Annotated in this window: 16 protein-coding genes; 7 read left to right on the forward strand and 9 right to left on the reverse strand. The window is 74.4% G+C overall.

Going from position 1 to position 22,628, the window contains the following annotated elements; all coding sequences use genetic code 11:
* Nucleotides 1–151 precede the first annotated feature (151 nt).
* The gene (locus GA0070604_RS29800) at nt 152–2,704 is read left to right on the forward strand and encodes an FtsK/SpoIIIE domain-containing protein (RefSeq protein WP_208602365.1); all 2,553 of its coding nucleotides are present in this window, start codon (nt 152–154) and stop codon (nt 2,702–2,704) included.
* A 67-nt stretch (nt 2,705–2,771) separates the two neighbouring features.
* Nucleotides 2,772–3,467, forward strand: coding sequence for a hypothetical protein (locus tag GA0070604_RS29805; protein ID WP_091126112.1), 696 nt, complete (start codon nt 2,772–2,774; stop codon nt 3,465–3,467).
* A gap of 68 nt (nt 3,468–3,535) precedes the next feature.
* Here GA0070604_RS29805 and folE read toward each other — a convergent pair whose 3' ends face one another.
* The 4 genes from folE to GA0070604_RS32830 all read right to left on the reverse strand — a co-directional run bounded on the left by folE (nt 3,536) and on the right by GA0070604_RS32830 (nt 7,436).
* Nucleotides 3,536–4,201: a GTP cyclohydrolase I FolE gene (folE, locus tag GA0070604_RS29810; RefSeq protein ID WP_091126115.1), complete on the reverse strand. Its 666-nt coding sequence runs from the start codon at nt 4,199–4,201 to the stop codon at nt 3,536–3,538.
* A gap of 32 nt (nt 4,202–4,233) precedes the next feature.
* Complete coding sequence (gene ftsH / locus GA0070604_RS29815; RefSeq protein ID WP_091126119.1) at nt 4,234–6,240, reverse strand: ATP-dependent zinc metalloprotease FtsH; 2,007 nt, start codon at nt 6,238–6,240, stop codon at nt 4,234–4,236.
* Between the two features lie 384 nt (nt 6,241–6,624).
* Nucleotides 6,625–7,200 (reverse strand): hypoxanthine phosphoribosyltransferase, encoded by a 576-nt coding sequence (hpt, locus tag GA0070604_RS29820; protein ID WP_091126122.1) that lies wholly within the window; start codon nt 7,198–7,200, stop codon nt 6,625–6,627.
* Nucleotides 7,201–7,298: 98 nt separating this feature from the next.
* Nucleotides 7,299–7,436, reverse strand: a complete 138-nt coding sequence (locus GA0070604_RS32830; RefSeq protein WP_167363595.1) for a hypothetical protein — start codon at nt 7,434–7,436, stop codon at nt 7,299–7,301.
* A gap of 150 nt (nt 7,437–7,586) precedes the next feature.
* Here GA0070604_RS32830 and GA0070604_RS29830 point away from each other — a divergent pair, with 150 nt between their 5' ends.
* Nucleotides 7,587–8,546: a GlxA family transcriptional regulator gene (locus GA0070604_RS29830; RefSeq protein ID WP_091126128.1), complete on the forward strand. Its 960-nt coding sequence runs from the start codon at nt 7,587–7,589 to the stop codon at nt 8,544–8,546.
* 75 nt (nt 8,547–8,621) lie between these two features.
* On the opposite strand, the gene tilS is transcribed toward GA0070604_RS29830, so the two are convergent.
* From tilS to dacB, 3 genes are all read right to left on the reverse strand, one after another.
* On the reverse strand, nt 8,622–9,620 hold the full coding sequence (gene tilS / locus GA0070604_RS29835) for a tRNA lysidine(34) synthetase TilS (protein WP_091126132.1): 999 nt from the start codon (nt 9,618–9,620) through the stop codon (nt 8,622–8,624).
* A gap of 30 nt (nt 9,621–9,650) precedes the next feature.
* Nucleotides 9,651–10,721, reverse strand: coding sequence for a zinc-dependent metalloprotease (locus GA0070604_RS29840; protein ID WP_091126136.1), 1,071 nt, complete (start codon nt 10,719–10,721; stop codon nt 9,651–9,653).
* An 80-nt stretch (nt 10,722–10,801) separates the two neighbouring features.
* Nucleotides 10,802–12,211: a D-alanyl-D-alanine carboxypeptidase/D-alanyl-D-alanine endopeptidase gene (gene dacB, locus GA0070604_RS29845; RefSeq protein WP_091127511.1), complete on the reverse strand. Its 1,410-nt coding sequence runs from the start codon at nt 12,209–12,211 to the stop codon at nt 10,802–10,804.
* Between the two features lie 738 nt (nt 12,212–12,949).
* Here dacB and GA0070604_RS29850 point away from each other — a divergent pair.
* On the forward strand, nt 12,950–13,450 hold the full coding sequence (locus tag GA0070604_RS29850) for an inorganic diphosphatase (protein WP_091126139.1): 501 nt from the start codon (nt 12,950–12,952) through the stop codon (nt 13,448–13,450).
* A gap of 58 nt (nt 13,451–13,508) precedes the next feature.
* Here the strand turns inward: GA0070604_RS29850 and eccD are convergent, their stop codons facing one another.
* Nucleotides 13,509–14,912 (reverse strand): type VII secretion integral membrane protein EccD, encoded by a 1,404-nt coding sequence (gene eccD / locus GA0070604_RS29855; protein WP_091126141.1) that lies wholly within the window; start codon nt 14,910–14,912, stop codon nt 13,509–13,511.
* Between the two features lie 102 nt (nt 14,913–15,014).
* Between eccD and eccCa the strand changes: the two genes are divergently transcribed.
* The 3 genes from eccCa to GA0070604_RS29870 all read left to right on the forward strand — a co-directional run bounded on the left by eccCa (nt 15,015) and on the right by GA0070604_RS29870 (nt 21,339).
* Nucleotides 15,015–19,022 (forward strand): type VII secretion protein EccCa, encoded by a 4,008-nt coding sequence (gene eccCa, locus GA0070604_RS29860; RefSeq protein WP_091126145.1) that lies wholly within the window; start codon nt 15,015–15,017, stop codon nt 19,020–19,022.
* A gap of 68 nt (nt 19,023–19,090) precedes the next feature.
* A complete protein-coding gene (mycP, locus tag GA0070604_RS29865) occupies nt 19,091–20,452 on the forward strand; it encodes a type VII secretion-associated serine protease mycosin (RefSeq protein WP_091126148.1) in 1,362 nt (453 codons plus the stop codon).
* A gap of 35 nt (nt 20,453–20,487) precedes the next feature.
* Nucleotides 20,488–21,339 (forward strand): phosphatase PAP2 family protein, encoded by an 852-nt coding sequence (locus tag GA0070604_RS29870; RefSeq protein WP_091126152.1) that lies wholly within the window; start codon nt 20,488–20,490, stop codon nt 21,337–21,339.
* 59 nt (nt 21,340–21,398) lie between these two features.
* On the opposite strand, the gene GA0070604_RS29875 is transcribed toward GA0070604_RS29870, so the two are convergent.
* Nucleotides 21,399–22,577, reverse strand: a complete 1,179-nt coding sequence (locus GA0070604_RS29875; RefSeq protein ID WP_091126158.1) for a MarP family serine protease — start codon at nt 22,575–22,577, stop codon at nt 21,399–21,401.
* Between the last annotated feature and the right edge of the window lie 51 nt (nt 22,578–22,628).

Below are 22,628 nucleotides of genomic sequence, written 5' to 3' on the forward strand. Positions count from 1 at the left end.
GGCGGATCAGGCCGCTGGCTGCTCACCCTAGTGAGCCTGCTCACCGCCGACGCGCCAGGACCGGCGCAGCGCCGACCGACATCCCGGAGGACGGACCTCGACTGGGATACCGTCACAGCTCGGGGAGGAGATGTCGGCCTCGGGAAGTGAGGTGGACGCGATGGCGGGTCCGAAGGCGCGAGCCGGTCGGGCCGCTGCGCTGCACCGCAGGGCCGAGGCCACGGCGACCGCGGCGGCCGGCATCCTCGACGAGATCCGACCCGCCCCGGCCGACCACCACCGGCAGTACGAGCTGGCGGAGCGGCTCCGGACGGCGGCGGCGCTCGCCGCGCCGGGCTGGGCCGGGGCCCCACTGGAGACGCTGCTCCCGACCACCCCACCCGGGGACGGCCCACCGCCGGTGGTCCGGGTCGGCACCGCCGCCCCGTTGGACGACGCCCGGTTTCCCGCGCTGGTGCCGCTGCTCGGCAGTGGGCACCTGAGCGTCGGCACCGACGCCCGCGACCCGCGGGTGGCCGGGCTGCTCCGGGCCATCCTGCTCCGGCTGTTCGCCGCCACCCCGGCCGGTGCCCTGCTGGCTCGGGCGGTGGACGGTGCTGCCGGGGCCGGTGCCGGGCCGGTGGGCGGAGCCGGGAGCACGTTCGCCGGGTTCGCGGCGCTGGCCGACGCGGGACTGCTGCCGCCGCCCGCCACCGACGTGGCGGGGCTCCGGGCGGTCCTGACCGAGGCCGAGCAGTGGGTTGCCGCCGGCACGGCCCGGCAGCGCGGGCACGACCGTACGCTGCTGCTGGTGGTGGCCGCCCTGCCCGACGGCACCGCCCCGTCGGACCTCGCCCGGATCGGGGAACTGGCCGCCCAGGGCCACCGCGCGGGCCTGCACCTGGTGGTGGCCGGCTGGCCGCCCGGAACACCACTGTCCCAGGCCACTCCGCTGGCGGTACGCACGGCATACGCGCTGGTGGGCGATCCTCCCGGCACGGGGTTGAGCAGTCCCGGGGCCGAGCCGCCCGGTGGTCTGAACTCGCCGGTCTTCCTAGAGGAGGACCCGCCGCAGGAGCTGGTCACCGAGGTCTGCCGCCGGCTGGCCCGGCAGATCGAGGACGGCTCCCGGCTCGCCCTGACCGACCTGCTGCCCGCCGGCGACCTGTGGGCGTCGGACTCCGTCGACGGGCTCGCCACGGTGGTCGGCGACGCCAGCGGCCGGCCGGTCAGCCTCGGTTTCACCGAGCTGACCCCGCACTGGCTGGTCAGCGGCCGCTCGCAGGCGGGGCGGTCGGCATTCCTCACCAACGTCCTGTTCGGCCTGGCCGCCCGGTACGGTCCCGACGAGCTGGCCTTCTATCTGGCGGACCTCGACGAGGGCGAGTCCTTCGTGGAGTTCCTGCAGACCGAGCGGGACCGGTCCTGGGTGCCGCAGGTGCGGGCCGCCGGGATGGCCGCCGACCGGGAGTACGTGGCGGACCTGCTCGGCGTGTTGGAGGCGGAACTGCGCCGCCGGGAGGACGCGGGCCGGCGGGCCGGCGGGCAGCGCTACGCGGAGCTGCGCCAGCACCAGCCGCTGCCCCGGATCGTCTGCGTGATCGACGGTTTCCCGCTGCTGCTGCTGCGGGACCGGGACCGGTTGGCCACGGACTTCCTCGCCCGGCTGGAGGCGCTGGCCCGCGCCGCGCGCGCGTACGGGATCCATCTGGTCCTGGCCGGCGAGGGTGACCTCGGCGTCGGCGGCCCACGCGATCCGCTGCTCGGCCAGTTTCCGGTCCGGGTGGCGTTGCCCGGCGGCGCGGCGGTGCTGGAACCGACGAACGACGCGGCGGCCGGCCTGCCGGTGGGCAGCGCGGTGGTCAACACGGCCGGGGGGCTGGGCGGCCCGCGCGGCGCGACCCGGGGCCACGAGCGGATGATCCGGTTCCCGGACCCGCACGAGGACCAGGATCTCCTCGCCGAGCTGCGGCACCGGCTCTGGTCGGCCCGCTCGGAGGACACCACTCCGCCGGTGGTCTTCGCCGGGTACGCGCGCCCGCTGCTCGCCAACGACCCGCGCTACCGGGCCGCCCTGGCCGGTCGGGCGCACGCCCCGGCCGCGTTGCTCGGCCGGGCCGTGGACGTACGCCGGTCGACGGCCGCCGTTTCGCTCGGGCCGGCCGCCGGTCGGAATCTGGCGGTGCTGGGCCAGGACGAGGAGGCCGAGCGGCTGCTGGTCACGGCTGTCCGGAGCGTGGCCGCACACCACGCCTCGGCGCGGTTCGTGCTGGCGCCGTTGGCGAACGGGTCGGCCGAGCCGGCCGCGGCCCTCGCCGCGGAGCTGGCGGAGCGACACGAGGTGACGACCATCGACGTGGCCGGGCTACGGGCCACGCTGGAGGCCGGCGAGCCGGGCTACCTGGTGGTGTTCGGGCTGGACGTGCCGGACGCGACCGAGCTGCCGCCCGACCGGCTGCGGGCGCTGCTGTTGGAGGGGCCGCCGGCCGGGCGGCACCTGCTCGGCTGGTGGCGCTCGGTGGCCCCGCTGGCGGGGTTGCTCGGCCCGGAGGGCGAGCTGGACAAGCTGACCGCCGTGGTGGTGACGGACGTGCCGGGTAGCCGGCTCGAACAGCTCTTCGACCGGCCGGTGCTGTGGCGGCCCCGGCCGGGACGGGCGGTGCTCTGGGACGGTGCCGGGGAGCAGGGGACGGTCCTGGTCCCGTTCGGGGAGGAGCCGGCGTGAGCGAGCGAACCATTCGGCTCAGCAGCGTGGCGCCTCGCGCCGCCGTGGAGCGGAGCGAGGCGGCGGCGTGAGCGAGACGGGTACGGCCGCGTCCCGGCCCGGCGGCCCGACGGTCGACATCGACCCGGTCGCGACGGGCTGGGCGGACTACGTCGCCGCCGCCCGGCAGCTCGACGGGGTACGCCGGGCCGCGGCGACCGCCGCCGGCGAGCAGGCCCGGTCGGTGGCGGCGGCCCGGGAGGAGCTGACCGCGGTACGGGAACGGCTGGCCGCGCAGCAGTCGCGGCTGCGGGACCGGGGCGTACCGGCGATCTCGCTGGTGCCGACGCCCCCGGAGGTCACCGAGGCGGCCCGGTCGATGATGGCCGGCCCGGCGGCGGTGCTGGCCTGCCTGCGGACCGCAGGTGGCTGGGCGGAGGCAGCCGACGACACGCTCGCCGCACGCGGTCTGCCCCGGCTGGCGCGGTGGCCGTCTCGCCCCCGCAACCTGCTGGTGTACGGGCCGCTGGCGCTGGTGGTCCCGCTGGTCCAGGTGGTGCTCTTCCTCGCCACCGGCACCAGCCCGGCGGCCATCGCGGCGCTGGTGGTGGGGCTGCCGATGCCGGCCGTCGCGTTCATGCTGGGCTGGCTCGCGGTGGGGCGGCTGTTCCGGCCCCGCCCGCAGGACCGGGTGGACCGGACCCCTCGGTTCGGCGCGCTGGTGTGCCTGATCCCGGCGGTGCTGACCACCGCCGCCATCGTCCTGGCAATGTTAGCCGGCTAACGCGCCGGCAGCGTGAGAGGGGAGCCCTTCTCTACCGGAGGCGTTAAGAAGGGGCCCCTCCTTGCGCCTCAGCGGGGAATGATGAGGGCCATTGCCTCGGCGCGGGACTTGGCGTCGTGTTGCAGGGTGCCCCGGACCGCCGAGGTGATCGTCTTGGCGCCGGCCTTCTGGATGCCGCGCATCGCCATGCACATGTGCTCGCATTCGAGCACCACCACGACGCCGCGCGGGGCCAGCTTGTTCATCAGCAGGTCGGCGATCTGCGCGGTGAGCCGCTCCTGCACCTGGGGGCGGCGGGCGAAGACCTCGACCAGCCGGGCCAGCTTCGACAGCCCGGTGATCCGGCCGTCCGGGCCCGGGATGTATCCGATGTGCGCGCTGCCCCGGAACGGGAGCAGGTGATGCTCGCAGAGACTCATCACGTCGATGTCCCGGACGAGCACCAACTCCTCGTGGTTGGCCTCGAAGGTGGTGGTGAGCACCTGCGCCGGGTCGACCCGCAGGCCGGCGAAGAGTTCGGCGTACGCGCGGGCGACGCGGGCCGGCGTCTGCTGGAGGCCGTCACGGTCCGGGTCCTCGCCAACGGCGATGAGGATCTCCCGGACGGCCTTCTCGATCCGGGCCAGGTCCATGGTCTCCTCGACCGGCCGGCCGGTGAGCTTGCCGCTGATCAGGCGTGCGGCGACGTAGTCGAGGGCCTCGTCACCGTCGGGCTCGGTCGACGAGGCGGCCAGCCCCTTGTCAGGGCTGGCCGCGGCGTCCGTGTTCAGTGCGTACCGTCCGAGTTGTTCGACGAGCCGCCGACCGAGGCACCGTCGGCCTGGGCCTGCGCCTTCAGAGCCTCCTTCTCCGCCGGGGTGAGCACCGGCGGCTCGGTGGAGGGCTGACGCTTGCCGAAGCCGTGGTAGGGGGCCATCGGCGGGCGCTTCGCCACCCGGGCACAGATCCGGGCCATGTCGGCGGTGGAGAGAGTCTCCTTCTCCATCAGCTCGAGCACGATGTTGTCCAGGACGTCCCGGTATTCCACCAGGATCTCCCAGGCCTCGTCGTGGGCCAGCTCGATCAGCGCCCGCATCTCTCCGTCGATCTCGGCGGCCACCGCGTCCGAGTAGTCCCGCTCGTGGCCCATGCTGCGGCCGAGGAACGGCTCGTCGCCGCTGGTGCCGTACTTGATCGCACCGAGCTTGGAGCTCATGCCGTACTGGGTGATCATCGCGCGGGCCAGCTGGGTGGCCTTCTCGATGTCGTTGCCGGCGCCGGTGGTGGGCTCGTGGAAGACAAGTTCCTCGGCGGCCCGGCCACCCAGCGCGTACGCCAGCGTGTCGACCATCTCGGCCCGGGTCTGGGTGTACTTGTCCTCGGTCGGCAGGACCAGCGTGTGGCCCAGCGACCGACCCCGGGACAGGATCGTCACCTTGTGCACCGGCGCGGCGTGCGGCAGCGCCCAGGCGACCAGCGCGTGCCCACCCTCGTGGTACGCGGTGATCTTCTTCTCCTGGTCGCTCATCACCCGGGTCCGGCGCTGCGGCCCGGCGATCACCCGGTCGATCGACTCCTCCAGGGAGTCGTTGGTGATCGCCCGCTGGTCCTTGCGGGCGGTGAGCAGGGCGGCCTCGTTGATCACGTTGGCCAGGTCGGCGCCGCTGAAGCCCGGGGTACGCCGGGCGACCGAGTCGAGGTCGACGTCGGGCGTGAACGGCTTGCCCTTGGCGTGCACCCGCAGGATGGCCTTGCGGCCTTCCATGTCGGGGGCGTCGACCGGGATCTGCCGGTCGAAGCGGCCCGGGCGCAGCAGCGCCGGGTCGAGGATGTCCGGCCGGTTGGTGGCGGCGATCAGGATGACGCCGCCCTTGGTGTCGAAGCCGTCCATCTCGACCAGGAGCTGGTTGAGGGTCTGCTCCCGCTCGTCGTGGCCGCCGCCCATGCCGGCGCCGCGGTGCCGACCGACCGCGTCGATCTCGTCGACGAAGACGATCGCCGGCGCGTTCGACTTGGCCTGCTCGAAGAGGTCGCGGACCCGGCTGGCGCCGACACCGACGAACATCTCCACGAAGTCCGAGCCGGAGATGGAGTAGAACGGCACCCCGGCCTCACCGGCGACCGCCCGCGCGAGCAGGGTCTTACCGGTGCCGGGCGGGCCGAAGAGCAGCACGCCCTTCGGGATCTTGGCGCCCAGGGCCTGGTATTTCGCCGGGTTCTGCAGGAAGTCCTTGATCTCGTGCAGTTCCTCGACGGCCTCGTCCGCCCCGGCCACGTCCGCGAAGGTGGTCTTCGGCGTGTCCTTGGTGATCATCTTGGCCTTGGACTTGCCGAAGTTGAGCACCCGGGAGCCGCCGCCCTGCATCTGCGACATGAAGAACAGCAGCAGGAGCACGAGCAGCGCGATGGGGAGCAGGTTGACCAGCAGGCTGACCCAGATGCTGTCCGAGGAGACCTTGGCGTCGGCCGGGCCGGTGATCCGGTCGGCGGCCTTGGCGTCGAGCACCTGCTTCCAGACGTCGTTGCCCGCCGCGTACGGGAACTGGGCCTCGATCCGGTCGGTCGTGGTGTTGTCGAACTTGGCCTTCTGCGCCAGTTCGAGCTGGATCGTCTGTTCCTTGTCCTGGAAGACGACCTTGTTGATCTTAGCGGTGTGGAGCTGGTCGAGCGCCACCGACGTGTCTACCCGGTGGAAGCTGGGACCAGCCGTGAAGAGTTGACTGAGCACAACGGCGCCGAGGATGACCAGGATGATCCAGACCACCGGTCGGCGGAAGAAACGCGTACGTTCCATACTGTCGTCGGGCATCGAGACGCCCGCATCCTCCTGATCGACGTCCTGACCGTCTAAATGGTGTCGCCGCCTCGAGCGGCGCCGCAGCCGCCGTGCGGGCCGGCCCCGACCCCGAGGCGCGTCAAGTGTCGCGCCGCGGTCATTCGACGGTACACCGTTCGAGCCAGATGTGAGCTTGCGAGCCCGGCACTTACGCGTACGGCGAACCCGGGTTTGAGCCGGCGTGGCGGGGAGCTCCTCATCCGGCCACCCGAACGCCCGGTCACGCGGTACGAGGGGCCGGGCGCGAAGAATGCCTCCACGTCACCGGCCTCTACCGTAGACCGAAAGGCTGAGAGCCCGCTGTACGTCCGCTTGACGGGCCGGGAGGGGCCCGGCCGGGGCTCAGGCCCGGGCGTACACCTCGGGCTTGAGCACGCCGACGTAGGGCAGCTCCCGGTACCGCTCGCCGAAGTCGAGGCCGTAGCCGACGACGAACTCGGTCGGGATGTCGAAGCCGACGTACTTGACCGGGACGGACACCTTGACCGCGTCCGGCTTGCGGAACAGGGCGACCACCTCGACGCTGGCCGCGGAGCGGGACTCCAGGTAGCGCAGCAGCCAGGAGAGGGTCAGCCCGGAGTCGACGATGTCCTCGACCACCACCACGTGCCGGCCGGCGATGTCCCGATCCAGGTCCTTGAGGATCCGGACCACGCCGGAGGAGGTGGTGCCCTGGCCGTACGAGGAGACGGCCATGAACTCCAGCTCGGCGGGCGGACCCTGGCGGCCCAGCGCGCGGGCGAAGTCGGCCATGAACATGACCGCGCCCTTGAGCACGCAGACGAGCAGCAGACCGTCCTCGACGTGCGCGTAGTCCGCCGAAACCTGCTTGGCCAGTTCCGCGGTCTTCTCGCGGATCTGCGCCTCGGAAATGATCACGTGGTCGATGTCGGCGTCGTACCAGGAGCCGTCAGCCATGCTTCTAGCCTGCCGTACGCCGGATGCGCTCCGTCGGCGGGGCCGCCGCTTTGGACCCGGCCCCGCCGGGATATTCGTCGCAGAAGGTGCAAGTCGTCTCAGCAGGTACGGGAGGACCAGCGGCGACCGTCGTCGCTCGGCCGCCAGTCGGCCGAGTCCCGGGTGTCCGCGGTCAACCCGAGGGCGCTCGCGACACCGAGGAGGAGCAGGAAGAACAGGAGGAGCAGAGCAGACATGGCGGCGCTCGCTTTCGCGTGGTTGATGTCGGTTTCGCCGCCGGTGCGCACCGGACACAGCCCAGTCTGCGCCCCGCCGCCCCGCCCGGACAGTGGCAGGAATGCCAGCGTCCCTCGATTTCCTGCCATCCGCAGGGTTACCCTCGTCACATGTTTCGCTCGGTGGTGGTCCTCGCGCTCGACAACGTCGCCGCGTTCGAGCTCGGCGTCCTCGCCGAGGTCTTCGGCACCGACCGGACGGCCGACGGCTTCCCCGGCTACCGCTTCGACGTCTGCACCGCCGACGGCCAGCCGGTCCGCAGCCGGTCCGGCTTCCTGCTCACCCCGCACGCCGACCTGACCCCGGTCGAGGATGCCGACCTGGTGGCGGTGCCGGCACACACCGAGGGGGCCGGCGTCCCGGCACCGGTCCTGGCGGCGCTGCGCCGGGCCGCCGACCGGGGCGCCTGGGTGTTCAGCGTCTGCTCCGGCGCCTTCGTGCTGGGCGAGGCGGGGCTGCTCGACGGGCGGGACTGCACCACCCACTGGCGGCACGTCGACGAGCTGCAACGGCGGTTCCCGGCGGCCCGGGTCCGGTGCAACTCGCTGTACGTGCAGGACGGGCGGCTGCTGACCAGTGCCGGCACCGCCGCCGGGATCGACGCATGCCTGCACCTGGTCCGCCAGGAACACGGATCGGCGACCGCCACCCGGCTGGCCCGGCGGATGGTCGTCCCGCCGCACCGCGACGGCGGCCAGTCCCAGTACGTCGAGGCGCCGATCCCGAAGGCGCCGGAGGCGCCCACCCTGGAGCCGGTGCTGGAGTGGCTGATGGGCCACCTCGACCGGGCGGTGACCGTGGACGAGCTGGCCGCCCGGGCCGGGATGGCGCCGCGTACCTTCGCCCGCCGGTTCCGCGCCGAGACCGGCACCACCCCGCACGACTGGCTGACCAACCAGCGGGTGCTGCTGGCCCGGCGGCTGCTGGAGGAGACCCGGCTGAGCGTGGAGAGCGTCGCCGGCCAGGCCGGCTTCGGCGACGCCGCCGCCCTGCGACACCACTTCACCCGCCGGGTCGGCACCACCCCGCACGCCTACCGGACCACCTTCCGGGAACGGGTCGAGGCCTGATCACCAGCCCAGCATCGCTCGCACACACCGAGTCGATCAAGGTCAGGCTCGGGGATGGGTGGAGGACCGGTCGGGTCAGGACCCGGCCACGTCCGAGGAGATCAGCCGGCCGGCACGGCGGAGCACCGGCAGCCCGCCGGGTAGGTGCACGGCACCCTGCCCGTGCCAGTCGGTGACCAGGGCGTCCAGCGCGGCGACGTGCCGGTGCGAGAGGGCGGCCGGCGACGCGCCCAGCTCCCGGGCCCAGGCGTGCAGCACCCGGGTGCGTACCGCCGCGGGCAACCCGGCCAGCGCCTCGACCGCGAGCCCACCCTCGGCGGCCCGCACGTCGGCGAGCGCGGCGGCGGACAGGGCGTCGAGGGCCGCGGTGTCGGCCGCGACCTGGCGGGCGGTCCGGGCGAGGTTGTCCACCACCCCGGGACCGAGCGCCTTGACCAGGGCCGGCAGCGCGTCGGCGCGGACCCGGGAGCGGGCGTACGCCGGATCGGCGTTGTGCGGATCGTCCCAGGGAGTCAGGCCGAGCGTGGCGCACGCCTTGCGGGTGTCCTCGCGGGCGACGTCGAGCAGCGGTCGCAGCAGGGGCACCCCGGCCAGCTCGCGACGCTCCGGCATGCCGGCCAGGCCACGCGGGCCGGCGCCCCGGGCGAGCGCGAGCAGCACCGTCTCGGCCTGGTCGTCGCGGGTGTGACCGAGCAGCACCGCGCTGGCATCGTGCCGCCGGGCGGCATCGACCAGCGCCTCGTAGCGAGCGTCCCGGGCCGCCGCCTCCGGGCCCCCGGGCCGCCCAGCGACCCGTACGGACACCGCCTCGACCGGCTCCAGGCCCTGCTCACGCGCCCAGCCGGCGACCACCTCGGCGCGCTCGGCCGAGCCGGGTTGCAGGCCGTGGTCGACGGTCACCAGGCCGGCGCGTCGGCCGAGGCGGGGCGCCACGAAGGCGGTCGCGGCGGCCAGCGCCAACGAGTCGGCACCGCCGGAGCAGGCCACCAGCACCGGCCCCGGCCCGGGCAGCCCGGTCAACGCCCGGCGTACGGCGACCCGGACGGCGGCGACGGGCGGGGCGAGCGCGGCCATGCTGCCAGTCTCCGTTCCCGCGGGGCGGGCTCAGCCGGCGGCCGGGGTGGCCCGGGCCGGACCGCCGTGCACCCGGGCCACCCACGCGTCCGGGTCACCCAGTTCGTCGAGCCGCGGCAGGGTCAACGGCGAAGCGAAGATCTTGTTGAAACCCGCCATGCCGACGCGGTCGACCACGCCGTGCACGAACTTGCGGCCCTCGGCGTACTGGCGCATCTTGACCTCGATGCCGAGCAGCCGGCGGATCGCCTTCTCCAGCGGGTTGCCGGCCTCCCGGCGGCGGTTGAACGCCGCCCGGATCGACTCGACGCTGGGAATCACCTGCGGGCCGACGCCGTCCATCACGAACTCGGCATGTCCTTCCAGCAGGGTCATCAGCGCGGTGAGCCGGTCGAGCACGGCCCGCTGCGCCGGGGTCTGCACGAGGTCCAGCACACTGGCCCGGCTGTCCGGGTCCTTCACCGCGTCGGAGAGGGTGGCGACCCCGCGCCGCAGCCGCTCCAGCAGGTGCTCGCCGCCCTGCGCGGCGTCCACGAACGCCTGCACCTCGCTCAGGAAGTACGCGCGCATCCACGGCACGGCGGTGAACTGGGTCCGGTGGGTCACCTCGTGCAGGCAAACCCAGAGCCGGAAGTCCCGGGGGTCGGCCTGCAGCTTCCGCTCCACCTCGACGATGTTCGGCGCGACCAGCAGCAGCTGGCCGGGGTCGCCGGCGAAGACCTCGTACTGGCCGAGCACCCGGCCGGAGAGGTACGCCAGCACCGTGCCGGCCTGCACCCCGGTGAGCCGGGAGCCGATCGCCTCGGTCAGCGGCCCGGGAGCCTTGTCCCCGGAGATGCGGTTCACCAGCGGGGTGATCACCTCACGCAGCCCGGCGATGTTGGCCGCCGCCCAGTCCCGGCGGTCCACCACGCGTACCGGCGGGTGGGTGACCTGGGCGCGCAGGCCGGTGTAGTCGGCGACGTGCCCGGCGGCCTCCTCGGTCAGCCGGCGCAGCTCGCCGACCACGTCGGTGGCCTCCGCGTACGACACCCGGGGGCCCGACTTGCCCAGCGCCCCCGCGGTCGCGGCGGCCAGATCCCAGTCCACGAACTGCGCCATGTACCAACCGTACCCGCGCCGCGACACCCCCACCCCGGCTCGCGGCGGGCGGTCGACGCCGGAGCCGGGGCCGCAGCGGGTCAGCGGCAGCCGCAGCCGGCCAGCGCGGAGCTGATCCGGTCGAGGGCCTCCCGGGTGTCGTCGAGGCCGCCGGTGGTCCGGTCGGTCAGGACGGCGAAGGTGAGCAGCCGACCGTCGGCGGTGGTGACCAGCCCGGCGATCGCGTTGACCCCGGTCAGCGTGCCGGTCTTGGCCCGGACCACGCCGGCTCCGGCCTTCGTCGCCGACTTCTTGTAGCGCCCGTCCAGGGTGCCGGACCAGCCGCCGACCGGCAGGCCGCCGAAGATGGCCGCCAGCTCCGGGTGGCTGCCGTTGCCGGCCAGGGTGATCAGGTCGGTGAGCAGCGACGGGCTGATCCGGTTGGTCCTGGACAGCCCGCTGCCGTCGGCCAGACTGATCTCGTCGGCCGGCAGGCCCAGCTCGCCGAGCGTCTGGTCGGTGGCGGCGGCACCCCCGACGAACGAGGCCGGCTTGCCCTTGGTCAGCGCCACCTGCCGGGCCAGGTACTCGGCGATGACGTTGTCGCTGTCGCTGATCATGATGTCGACCAGCCGGATCATCGGCAGCGACTCGACCTTGCCCAGTTCCGTGCCGGAAGCGGGGGCCGCGGCGCCGGAGGCGGCGGGCGCGCTGCCCCGTTTCACCTCGGCGGCCGCCCCGGAGAGCCCGAGCAGCTTCGCGAACTGCCGGCCGGCGGTCAGGTCCGGCTGGGGCACCCGCTCGGCGGCGCCGTGGGTGTCGTCGAAGTTCTTCCGAGCGGCCACCGGATCCCTGCGGGCGGCGTCGGTCGTCAGCGCGGTGATAGCCGCGCCGTAGCCGCCGGTGGGGATGTCGGAGTCCCAGCCGGGTTCGTACACCGGGCCGGAGAACAGGGACGAGTCGACCGTGACCTTCGTAGGTGCGGTGCCGCCGAGCGCCTTGGTTACCTGGGCGGCCAGGTCGTCGAGGCGGGCCGCACCCGGGTAGAAACTGTTCTCGTCCACCGCGAGGGTCGGGTCGCCACCGCCGACGAGGACCACCTCGCCGGGGGCCGAGCCGGCCACCGCCCGGGTGGGGATCCGGTACGCCGGCCCGCGGGCGGCCAGCACGGCCACCCCGGTCGCCAGCTTGGTCACCGACGCGGGGACGGTGGGATCGTCCTGCCCACGGCCGTACAGCTCCTGGCCGGTGGCCACGTCGGCCACCGACACGTTCACCCGGTCGCCGAGCGCGTCCGCGCGGACCAGCGGTTCGAGGGCGGCGCGTACCCCCTCGGCGGTCGGCAGTGGCGCGTTGGCGTCGGCACCGGCGAGCACGGCCGGCGGGTCGGGCTCGGGCGACTGGCTCGTCTTCGGCGTGTCGTCTCCGCCCAACCAGCCGGCGACCGGGCCGGGACGGACCACGGCCAGCCCGACGACCGCCAGGGCGACGACCAGCACGGCGGACAGCATCGCCACCAGCCGGAGCCGACCGCGCGGGGGCGGCGGCGGGGGCGGCGGGGGCGGGGCGGCCCCGACGGGCGGGACGGGCGGGCTCACCGGCATTCCGCCGGGCGCGTCGTGCGCCGGCCAGCTCACCGGGGCGGCGGGACCCGGGCCGGCCGGACCTGGGCCGTACCACCCCGGGTCGGCGCCGTACTCCCGGCCGGAGCGGTATTCACGCGGGTCGGCGTGGTGATCCCGAGGGCCGGTGCCGTACCCCTGCGGGTCGGCGCCGTACTCCCGAGGGCCAGCGCCGTACTCCCGGGGGCCGGCGCCATATCCCTGCGGGTCGGCGCGGTACTCCCGAGGGCCAGCGCCGTACCCCTGCGGGTCGGCGCCGTACTCCCGAGGGCCAGCGCCATATCCCTGCGGGTCGGCGCGGTACGGCTGGGGGTCGGCGCGGCCGACGGGGGCGGATCCGGTCGGACGTCCCGGGACGCCCGGAAGGTGCGCGCCGGGAATCTGCGCGCGACCGGTGACACCGCCCGAACCGGAAGTGCCGGACCTGCGTCCGTCAACCCTTTCCGGGCGGTAGTGTGAATCTTCCCTCCCCACGACCCCCTCCTCCCCCGCTCGAAAGCACTTGGGTGACACTACTTCGGTCCGAACACTATGCGGCGGCCGGAGCCGGCGGGGGTCATTCCCCTGTCCGGGCGCGGCGGCACTGGTTTCCGTTAGCCAGCGTGGGCAAACGAGGGAGCGTGGAAGATGGATTTCGACGTCACGGTTGAGATCCCGAAGGGTCACCGCAACAAGTACGAGGTGGACCACGCGACCGGCCGGATCCGGCTGGACCGCACCCTCTTCACATCCACGCAGTACCCGGCCGACTACGGCTTCATCGAGGGCACCCTGGGCGAGGACGGCGACCCGCTGGACGCGCTGGTGCTGGTCCCCGAGCCGACCTTCCCGGGCTGCCTGATCCGCTGCCGCACCATCGGCATGTTCCGGATGACCGACGAGAAGGGTGGCGACGACAAGGTCCTCTGCGTCCCCTACGAGGACCCGCGCCAGGAGCACCTGCGGGACATCCACCACCTGGGCGAGTTCGACCGGCTGGAGATCCAGCACTTCTTCGAGGTGTACAAGGACCTGGAGCCCGGCAAGTCGGTCGAGGGCGCGACCTGGGTGGGCCGGACCGAGGCGGAGGCCGAGATCCAGGCCTCGTTCCGGCGCGCCAAGGAGGCCGAGGAGCGCGGCGAGCACTGATCTTCGACGTCGACGGGCCCGGGTCGCTCCGCGGAGCGACCCGGGCCCGCGCGTGTGCTCAACCCAGTAGCCCCCGGGCCCGGTCGTAGAGGTCCAGCACCGCGCAGGCCACCGGCACCACGGAGACCACCAGCGCGGTGTCGGCCAGGTCGGCCAGCCGACCGAGGTACGGGGACACCGGCCGTCGGGCGTACGTGGCACCGGCCGCGACGGCGAGCAGCGCCAGGGCGAGCCCGCCGGCGGTCAGGACGAGCCGGCCGCCCGGCCCGGTGTGGTCGACGAGCACCACGCCGAGCAGGACGTACCCGGCCAGCCCGGCGGCCACGGTGGGCACCCGGTGACGGACGGCCACGAACAGCCGGGAGCGCAGCAGCAGCACCGCGCAGCCGACCGCCGCCAGCAGCCGGCCGGCCCAGCCGCCGGTGGTGGCCAGCACCGCCGTGGCGGCGACCGCCAGCAGGGCGTGCCCGAGCAGCATCCCGGTCAGCATCTCCTCGGTCCGGGCCACCGCCGCGTGCACCCGGCCCCGGTCCGGCAGGTCGCGGACACCGTCGGGGCCGCCGGCCGGGGCGCTCGGGGGCAGGGTGATCGGCGGTAGCGGCACCTTGCCGAGCCGGATGGCCAGCAGCGGCAGCCCGCCGAGCGCGAAGACCAGCACGCAGAGCAGCACCGCGGCGGTGCCGGCCGGGTCGAGCAGGAGCCCGCCGAGGGCGGCGAGCCCGCCGGCCGACCCGGCGGTGGCGCCGGCCACGAAGACCCGGGACCGACTCGCCACCCCGAACAGGCCGAGCACCGACGCCAGCAGCAGCGCCACCGAGCCGGTCAGCAGTTCGGGCGCGCCCACCCAGGGCAGCGGCCCGAACGCGCCGACCGGGTCGCCGGAGCCGACCGCGAGCGCGCCGGCCGCGGCGGCGTACGGCAGGGCGTACCCGCCGAGGGTCGCGCCGGCCGGCCCGTCCCCGTACGCGCGGGAGGCGACGGTGGCGGCGAGCACGAGGAGCAGGGCCACCCCGGTGGCGACCGGCCAGCCGGTGTGGTGCCCGGGTCCGGCGGCGAGCACGGCGAACAGCCCCACGGCGAGTGGCACGCCCGCCCCGGTCAGGGTGGCGGCCCGGGTGGCCGCCGGCGACCAGGCGGCACCCCGGCGTCGGGCCCCGTCGGCGATCGCCTCGACCACGTCGTCGTACTCCAGCTCGGGCCACTGGGCGCGGGCGGGTACGAGGTGCAGCACCTCGCCGTCGCGTACGCCCTGGGGTAGCAGCGCCTGCGCGGTGGCCAGCACCGCGCCGTCGGTGCGCCGCAGCACCCAGCCGCCGTGCCGTTCACCGTCGTCGGCGAGCCCCTCCCCGGCGTGCCGGAGCACCTCGGGCAGCAGCTCGGCCAGGGGAACCTGCTCCGGCAGGGCCACGTCCACCCGCCGCTGAGGGGCGCTGATCGTGACCCGGGCCAGCCCGATAGTCATCGGCGTCTCTCCATATCAGGCGGGAACGGTGGCTGACGGACGACAGGACTTTACCTACCATGAGCCAGGCTCGGGTTACCGAGAGCCACTTTTGGAGGGCGAGTGTCCACTGTCGTCATCAAGCGGCCGCCGCGCCGACCGGCCCCGGAGATCCCGGCCGGCGAGCTGCCCGTCGAGGCACCGCCGGAGATCCCCGTGGGCACCGGCGGGCGCTGGCAGCAGGCGCTGATGGTGCTGCCCATGCTCGGCGGCACGGTGGCGATGGCGATGATGTTCGGCCGGGGCGGTGGGGCCTACTCGTACGTGGTGGGCGGCATGTTCGGACTCTCCTCGCTGGCCATGCTGGTCACCTCGTGGGGCAGCGCTGGCCCGAAGAAGTCGGAGATGATGGCCGCCCGCCGGGAGTACCTCCGCCACCTGGCCACCCTGCGCCGCCGGGCACGGGAGACGGCCGGGGCGCAGCGGGCCGGGCTCTACTACCGGCACCCCGACCCGGCGCGGCTCTGGTCGACGGTGGAGAGCCACCGGGTGTGGGAACGCCGGCCGGGCGATCCGGACTTCGCCGTGGTCCGGGTGGGAGTCGGGCCGCAGACCCTGGCCACCCCGCTGGTCCCGCCGGTCACCCGGCCACTGGAGGAACTGGAGCCGATGACCGCGGGAGCGCTGCGGCGCTTTCTCGACGCGTACTCGGTGGTGCCGGAACTGCCGGTGGCGCTCTCGCTGCGCGGCTTCGCCCGGGTCTTCCTGCGCGGGCCGACGCCGCGACGACTCCAGGCCGACGCCTCCGATGCCGGGCAGCGACCGGAAGGCGTCGGGCGACCCGGCACCGGTTCGCCGCCCGCGCAGGCGCTGGCCCGGGCCATACTCACCCAGCTCGCCGTCTTCCACGCCCCCGACGAGCTGCTGATCGCGGTCTGCGCCGGCCCGGAGCGGCGCTCGCTCTGGGAGTGGGTCAAATGGCTGCCGCACACCCACCACCCCAGCCGCGTCGACGCGCTCGGTCCGGTCCGGCTGGTCACCAGCTCCGCCGCCGAACTGGAACGGCTCCTCGACGAGGTGCTGGCCAGCCGGTCCCGGTTCAGCCCGGCCGGCCCGGCCACCGACGGTCCACACGTGGTCGTGGTGCTCGACGGGGGCGACCTGACCGGGGCCACCGACCTGGTCGGCGACGGCGGCATCGACGCGGTCACCGTGCTCGACCTGGACACCCCGCCGCCCCGCCTGCTCGACCGGTACGCCCTCCTGCTCGACCTGGCCGACGGCCGGCTCTGTTCGCACTCCGTCGAGGGACCCGCCGAGGTGGGCACCCCCGACGCGCTCGACCTCGCCGACGCCGAGGCGGTCGCCCGCCGGCTCGCCCCGCTGCGGCTCGCCGGCACGGTACGCGGACCCGACGCCCCGCCCGGCGCCGAGCCGGGTTTGCCGGAGCTGCTCGGCATCGGCGCACCGGAGAGCTTCACCGCCGAGCAGGGCTGGGCGCCCCGGGCCGCCCGGGACCGGCTGCGGGTGCCGATCGGGGTGGGTGCCGACGGCGGCGCGATCGAACTGGACCTCAAGGAGTCGGCGCAGGACGGCATGGGCCCACACGGGCTGCTCATCGGCGCGACCGGCTCCGGCAAGTCGGAGCTGCTCCGTACCCTGGTGCTGGGGCTGGCCGCCACGCACAGCTCGGAGCAGCTCAACTTCGTCCTGGTCGACTTCAAGGGTGGCGCCACCTTCGCGCCGTTCGAGCGGCTGCCGCACACCGCCGCGGTGATCACCAACCTGGCCGACGCGCTGCCCCTGGTCGACCGCATGGTCGACGCGATCAACGGCGAGCTGATGCGCCGGCAGGAGCTGCTGCGCCGGGCCGGCAACTTCGCCAGCCTGCGCGACTACGAGCGGGCCCGAGCCGCCGGCACCCCGCTCGCCCCGCTGCCGTCGCTGCTGCTGATCTGCGACGAGTTCTCCGAGCTGCTCTCCGCCAAGCCGGACTTCATCGACCTGTTCGTCCAGATCGGCCGGGTGGGCCGCTCCCTCGGCGTACACCTGCTGCTGGCCAGCCAGCGGTTGGAGGAGGGGCGGCTACGCGGGCTCGACACCCACCTGTCGTACCGGATCGGATTGCGGACCTTCTCCGCGCTGGAGTCACGGACGGTGCTGGGGGTGCCGGACGCGTACAAGCTGCCCCGCACGCCCGGGCACGGCTACCTGCGCGCGGGCACCGACCCGCTGGCCCGGTTCAAGGCCGCGTACGTCTCCGGCCCGGTACGCCGCCGGGGTGGCCCGGCAGGCGCGGACGGCGCGGCCCCGGCCCGGCTGCTGACCTTCTCCACCCATCTCGTGCCGGTGCCCGAGCCCGCCGCCCCGGCCGTGCTCCCCGCCGTGGAGGAAGCCACGGAGAGCCTGCTCGACCTGCTGGTCGGACGGCTCGCCGGCCAGGGGCCGCCGGCGCACCAGGTGTGGCTGCCGCCGCTGGACTCCTCCCCCGCGCTCGACGAGTTGCTCGGCCCGGTCGGGGCCGACCCGGTACGCGGGCTCACCGTCGGCAACCCGGAGCTGCACGGCGCCCTCCAGGTGCCGGTGGCCCTGGTGGACAAGCCGTTCGAGCAGCGCCGGGACCTGTTGTGGCTGGCCCTGGACGGGGCGGCCGGCCACGTGGCAGTGGTCGGCACCACGGGCAGCGGCCGGTCCACCGTGCTGCGGACGCTGATCTGTGCGCTGGCGCTCACCCACACCCCGGCCGAAGTCCAGGTCTACTGCCTGGACTTCGGCGGCGGGACGCTCGGCGCGCTGCGCGACCTGCCGCACGTCGGCGGTGTGAGCGGGCGCGCCGACGACACGGCCGTACGCCGTACCGTCGGGGAGATCGCCACCCTGCTGGCCGAGCGGGAGCGGCGCTTCGCCGAGGCGGGCGTGGAGTCGATGGCGGCCTGGCGACGGCGGCGGGCCGCGGCACTGGCCGGCGGGCAGCCCGGCACCGACCCGTTCGGCGACGTGTTCCTGGTGATCGACGGCTGGAACACCCTGCGCGGCGACTACGAGGACCTGGAACCGCTGGTCATCGAGCTGGCCACCCGGGGCCTCGGGTACGGGGTGCACGTGGTGGCCGCCGCCCTGCGCTGGTCGGACTTCCGGCCGGCGATCCGGGACCTCTTCGGCTCCCGGGTGGAGCTACGTCTCGGCGACCCGGCCGACTCGGTGCTGGTCAAGCGGCCGGTCGCGGCGACCGTGCCGGAGGAGCGGCCCGGACGCGGGATCACCGCCGCCGGGCTGCACTTCCTCACCGCCAAGCCCCGGGTCACCGGGCTCGGCACGGAGACCACCGACCTGGTCAAGGCGGTCGCCGGAGCGTGGGCCGGGCCGGCGGCACCCCGGGTGCGGTTACTCCCGCCGGTGCTTCCGTACGCCGAGCTGGACCAGAGCGCGACCAGTGGGCTGGCCTTCCCGATCGGGGTGGCCGAGGCGGACCTGCGCCCGGTGGTGCTGGACTTCGCCAGCGAGCCGAACTTCGTGGTCTTCGGCGACTCCGAGTGCGGCAAGTCGTCGTTCCTGCGTGCGCTGGCCACCTCGATCATCAACCGGTTCACGCCCGAGCAGGCCCGGGTGATCCTGGTCGACTACCGGCGCAGCCTGATGGGCACGATCGAGACGCCGCACCTGATCGGGTACGGCACGGCCGCGCCGCACACCACCGAGCTGATCGAATCGGCGGCCAGCTATCTCCAGGGCCGGCGGCCGGGACCGGAGGTCACCCCGGCCGAGTTACGCAACCGGTCATGGTGGACCGGGCCGGAGCTGTTCGTGCTGGTGGACGACTACGACCTGGTGGCCGGCGGGCCGACGAACCCGCTGCGCACACTGGAGGAGCACCTGCCGCAGGCCCGGGACGTCGGGCTGCACCTGGTGCTCGCCCGCCGCTCCGGCGGGGCCGGCCGGACCTCGTACGAGCCCATCATCCAGCGGCTGCGGGAGCTCTCCACGCCCGGCCTGGTGATGTCCGGCGGGCCGGAGGAGGGGGCGCTCGTCGGCCAGGTGAAGGCGGGTCCGCTGCCGCCCGGCCGGGGTCGACTGGTCACCCGCCGGGAGGGCGTACGCCTGGTGCAACTGGCCCACCTTCCGCCAGGTTGAACCCCCACCGACTTGGCCCGAGGCGGACGGGACACCCGGTAATCTCCGAGCAGCATGTTTCGGTCGCGATGAAATGGCTGGGGAACGTGATCAGGGATCGGCAGGGAGCTTCGAGCGCCACCCGGCGCTCCGCCGGTCGTACGCTCGCCGCGGTCGCCGCCATGGCCACTGTGGCCGGTCCACTGGCCGCGCCCGCGCACGCGTCCCCGCGCACGCCCGTCGCCTCGGCTCACTCGGTCGCCGCCGCGCGGCCGGCCTGGCTGGCCCCGGTGGACACGACCGCGCGGGGGGACCAGGCCCGCGAGGAGCAGTGGCAGCTCGAAGCGCTGGGGGCGAAGACCGCCTGGCGTACGTCGACCGGGCGTGGCGTGGTGGTCGCGGTGATCGATTCCGGGGTGGATGGTTCCCACCCGGACCTGGCCGGCCAGGTGCTTCCCGGCATCGACCTGGTCGCCCCCGACGGCGCCGACGGGCCGGACCCGGTCGGCCACGGCACCACCGTCGCCGGCCTGATCGCCGGGCGCGCCGACGACGACCGTGGGGTGGTCGGGCTGGCGCCGGACGCCCGGATCCTGCCGGTCCGGGTGCTCGACGACGAGAACCGCTACGACGACGCGCTGATCGTCGCCAAAGGAGTGCGCTGGGCGGTCGACAACGGCGCCCGCGTGATCAACCTGTCCCTCGGCGGCAACGGGGACAGCCCGGCCCTGGCCGCGGCCCTCGACTACGCCTTCGCCCGGGACGTCGTGGTGGTCGCCTGCACCGGCAACCTGGCCACCTCGAACACCACCCAGGTCTGGTACCCGGCCCGCGAGCCGGGGGTGGTCGCCGTCGCCGGCCTCGAACGCGACACCCGGAACCTCTGGTCCGGCTCCATCACCGGTCCCCAGACCGTACTCACCGCGCCGGCCACCGCACTGTTCGGGGCCCGACCCGAGGGCGGCTACTGGCGGGTGCAGGGGACCAGCTTCGCGGCTCCGCTGGTCGCCGCTACGGCCGCCCTCATCCGGGCCCGCTACCCGCAGATGTCCGCCGGGGACATCATCAACCGGATGACCACCACCGCGCGTGATCTCGGCCCCGCCGGCCGGGACGACCGGTACGGCTTCGGGATGGTGGATCCGGTGGCCGCGCTGACCGCCGACGTGCCGTCGGTGGGGCGTAACCAGCTCGATGACAACGACTCTCCCGGCGTGGTGGGCTTCGGCCCGGCGCCCGGCTCGGAGCGGGCCGCCGCGAACGCCGCCGGTGCGGGGGCCGATCCGCGCACCCTCGATGCCCCGAGGGAGCCAACCCGGTGGTCGGCCCGTCCGGCCGGCCTGGCCACCGACCCGACGCCGGAACGGCTCTGGGCCGGCCTCGCCCTGTTCGTCGCCCTGCTCACCGGTGGCGCGTTGCTGGTCCGCCGGGTCCGGCAGGCTCGCCGCTGACCGGCACGGGCGGTCTCCTGGATGGTGATCAGCGGATGAACCGGCCGGGCACGGGCGGTCGGCTGTCCACGGGCGACCGGTCCCGGGGCGGACGCCGGCTCGACCCGGGCCGTTCGCCGGGCCGGCACCGGGTCCTCGCCGCGACGGCGGTGTTCCTGCTGCTGGTGCCGTTCACCCTGCTGGCGCTGCTGGTGCGGGCCACCTGGCCGCCGCTGTTCCGGTTCGACGCCACGGTGACCGACGCGCTGCACCGGTACGCGCTCGACCATCCGGCCTGGGTACGCCTGATGAGTCTCTGGACCGACGTCTTCGCACCCACCCCGCTACGGATCGCCACCGGGGCGGTGGCGGTCTGGCTGCTGCTCCGCCGGCCGCCCCTCCTTCGGTCCGGAACGCCGTCCACCGGCGCGGCGGCCGGATCACGGCCGGCGGCGCTCTGGGTGGTCATCACGATGGCCGGCGGCGGCCTGCTCGGCGTGCTGCTCAAGCTGCTGGTCGGCCGGCACCGGCCGGAGCTGCTCGACCCGGTGGCCCGGGCGTCCGGGCTGTCCTTCCCGTCCGGGCACGCGCTGAACGCCACCCTGGCCGCCGGGGTCGTGCTGCTGCTCCTTCTGCCGTTCACCCGCGACCGGCGGCCGCTGCGCCGGGCGCTCTGGGCCGTGGCCGTGCTGGTCCCGGTGGTGACCGGGGTGAGCCGGGTCGCGCTGGGCGTGCACTGGATCAGTGACGTGGTCGGCGGGTGGTTGCTCGGCCTGGCGGTGCTCGCCGCGACGACGGCCGCCTTCCGCACCTGGCGGACCCGGACCGGCCACCGGGCGGCGCGTACCGCCCGGGAGGGCATCGAGCCGGAGCTGGCCGAGCCGGGGCCGGAGGTGCCCCCGAGATAGTCCGACCCGACCTGGCGGAGTCCGGGCCCGGCTCGATCGTCGGCCCGCCGCCCGGCCACTCAGGTGCAGTCGCCGGTGCCGACCGCCCGGGTACGCTCCGCGCCCGCGAGGGCCACCGGCCGGGCCTCGGCGGCGGTCACCGCGAAGCCGGTGTTCGGATCGTCGGCCGCCGCCGCGAAGATCACCCCGAGCACCAGCCCGTTCGAGGAGACCAGCGGGCCACCCGAGTTGCCGCTGCGGACCAACGACCGGATCGTGTAGATCTCCCGGGTCACGTCCTTGGCCGCGTAGATGTCCGGCCCGGTGATCCGGTCGACGTCGCGGATCCGGGCCGGGCGGGCATCGTACGGGCCGTCGAGGGGGAAGCCCAGCACGATGGCGTCCGCCCCGGTGCCGGCCGCGCCGGCCGCGAAGCGCAGGGACGGCCCGGGCAGCCCCGGTACGTGCAGCACGGCCAGGTCCCGCTGCGGGTCGTAGACGACCACCTCGCCGTCGTACCGCTCGCCGCGCAGTTCCACCGCCACCGAGCGGGTGCCCGCCACCACGTGCGCGTTGGTCATCACCCGGTCGTCGGCGTACACGAAGCCGGAGCCCTCGATGCGGCGGGCGCAGCTCGGCGCGGAGCCCAGCACCTTCACCACCGACCGCTGGCTGTTCGCCACCACCTGGGAACCGGCCAGCGTCGGGTCGGGCGGGGAGACCTGGCGGGCGCGGGTCGGCGAGAGCCGGCCGAAGACGTCCGGGAAGCCGTTGGTGTCGACCGTGTCGCGCAGCGCCGTGGAGAGCTGCTGTGCCTTGTCGGGCAGGATCCGGTCGATCACGGTGAGCAGGGCGCTGTTGCGCACCGAGGAGGCCACCCAGGGCACCGACGAGGAGCCCAGCGGCACCGCAACCAGCCAGACCACCAGCATGACCGCCACGGCCGAGACGAGCGCACCGCCGATGTCGTCGAGCCGCTTGAGCAGCTCGTTGGTGATGGTCTGGCGCAGGTGGGAGCCGATCCAGCCGGCCAGCGCCTGCCCCAGCACCGCCAGCCCGAAGATCGCCACCAGGGAGATCAGCACCCGGATTCCGCTGTCGGTGAACTGCCGGGCGACCAGCGGGCCGACCTGGAGGCCGATCAGCACGCCAAGGAAGAACCCGGTGAGCGACAGCGCCCCGATGGCGAAGCCCTGCCGGTATCCGCTGATCGCGAACACGAGCACGAGTAGGAGCAGGACGAGATCCACGACGGACACCCGTCAAGGGTACGGGCCCCGGCCACAGGCGTGTTCGATCGCTCGCGGAAC

This window comes from Micromonospora eburnea, assembly GCF_900090225.1.
GTDB lineage: Bacteria > Actinomycetota > Actinomycetes > Mycobacteriales > Micromonosporaceae > Micromonospora > Micromonospora eburnea.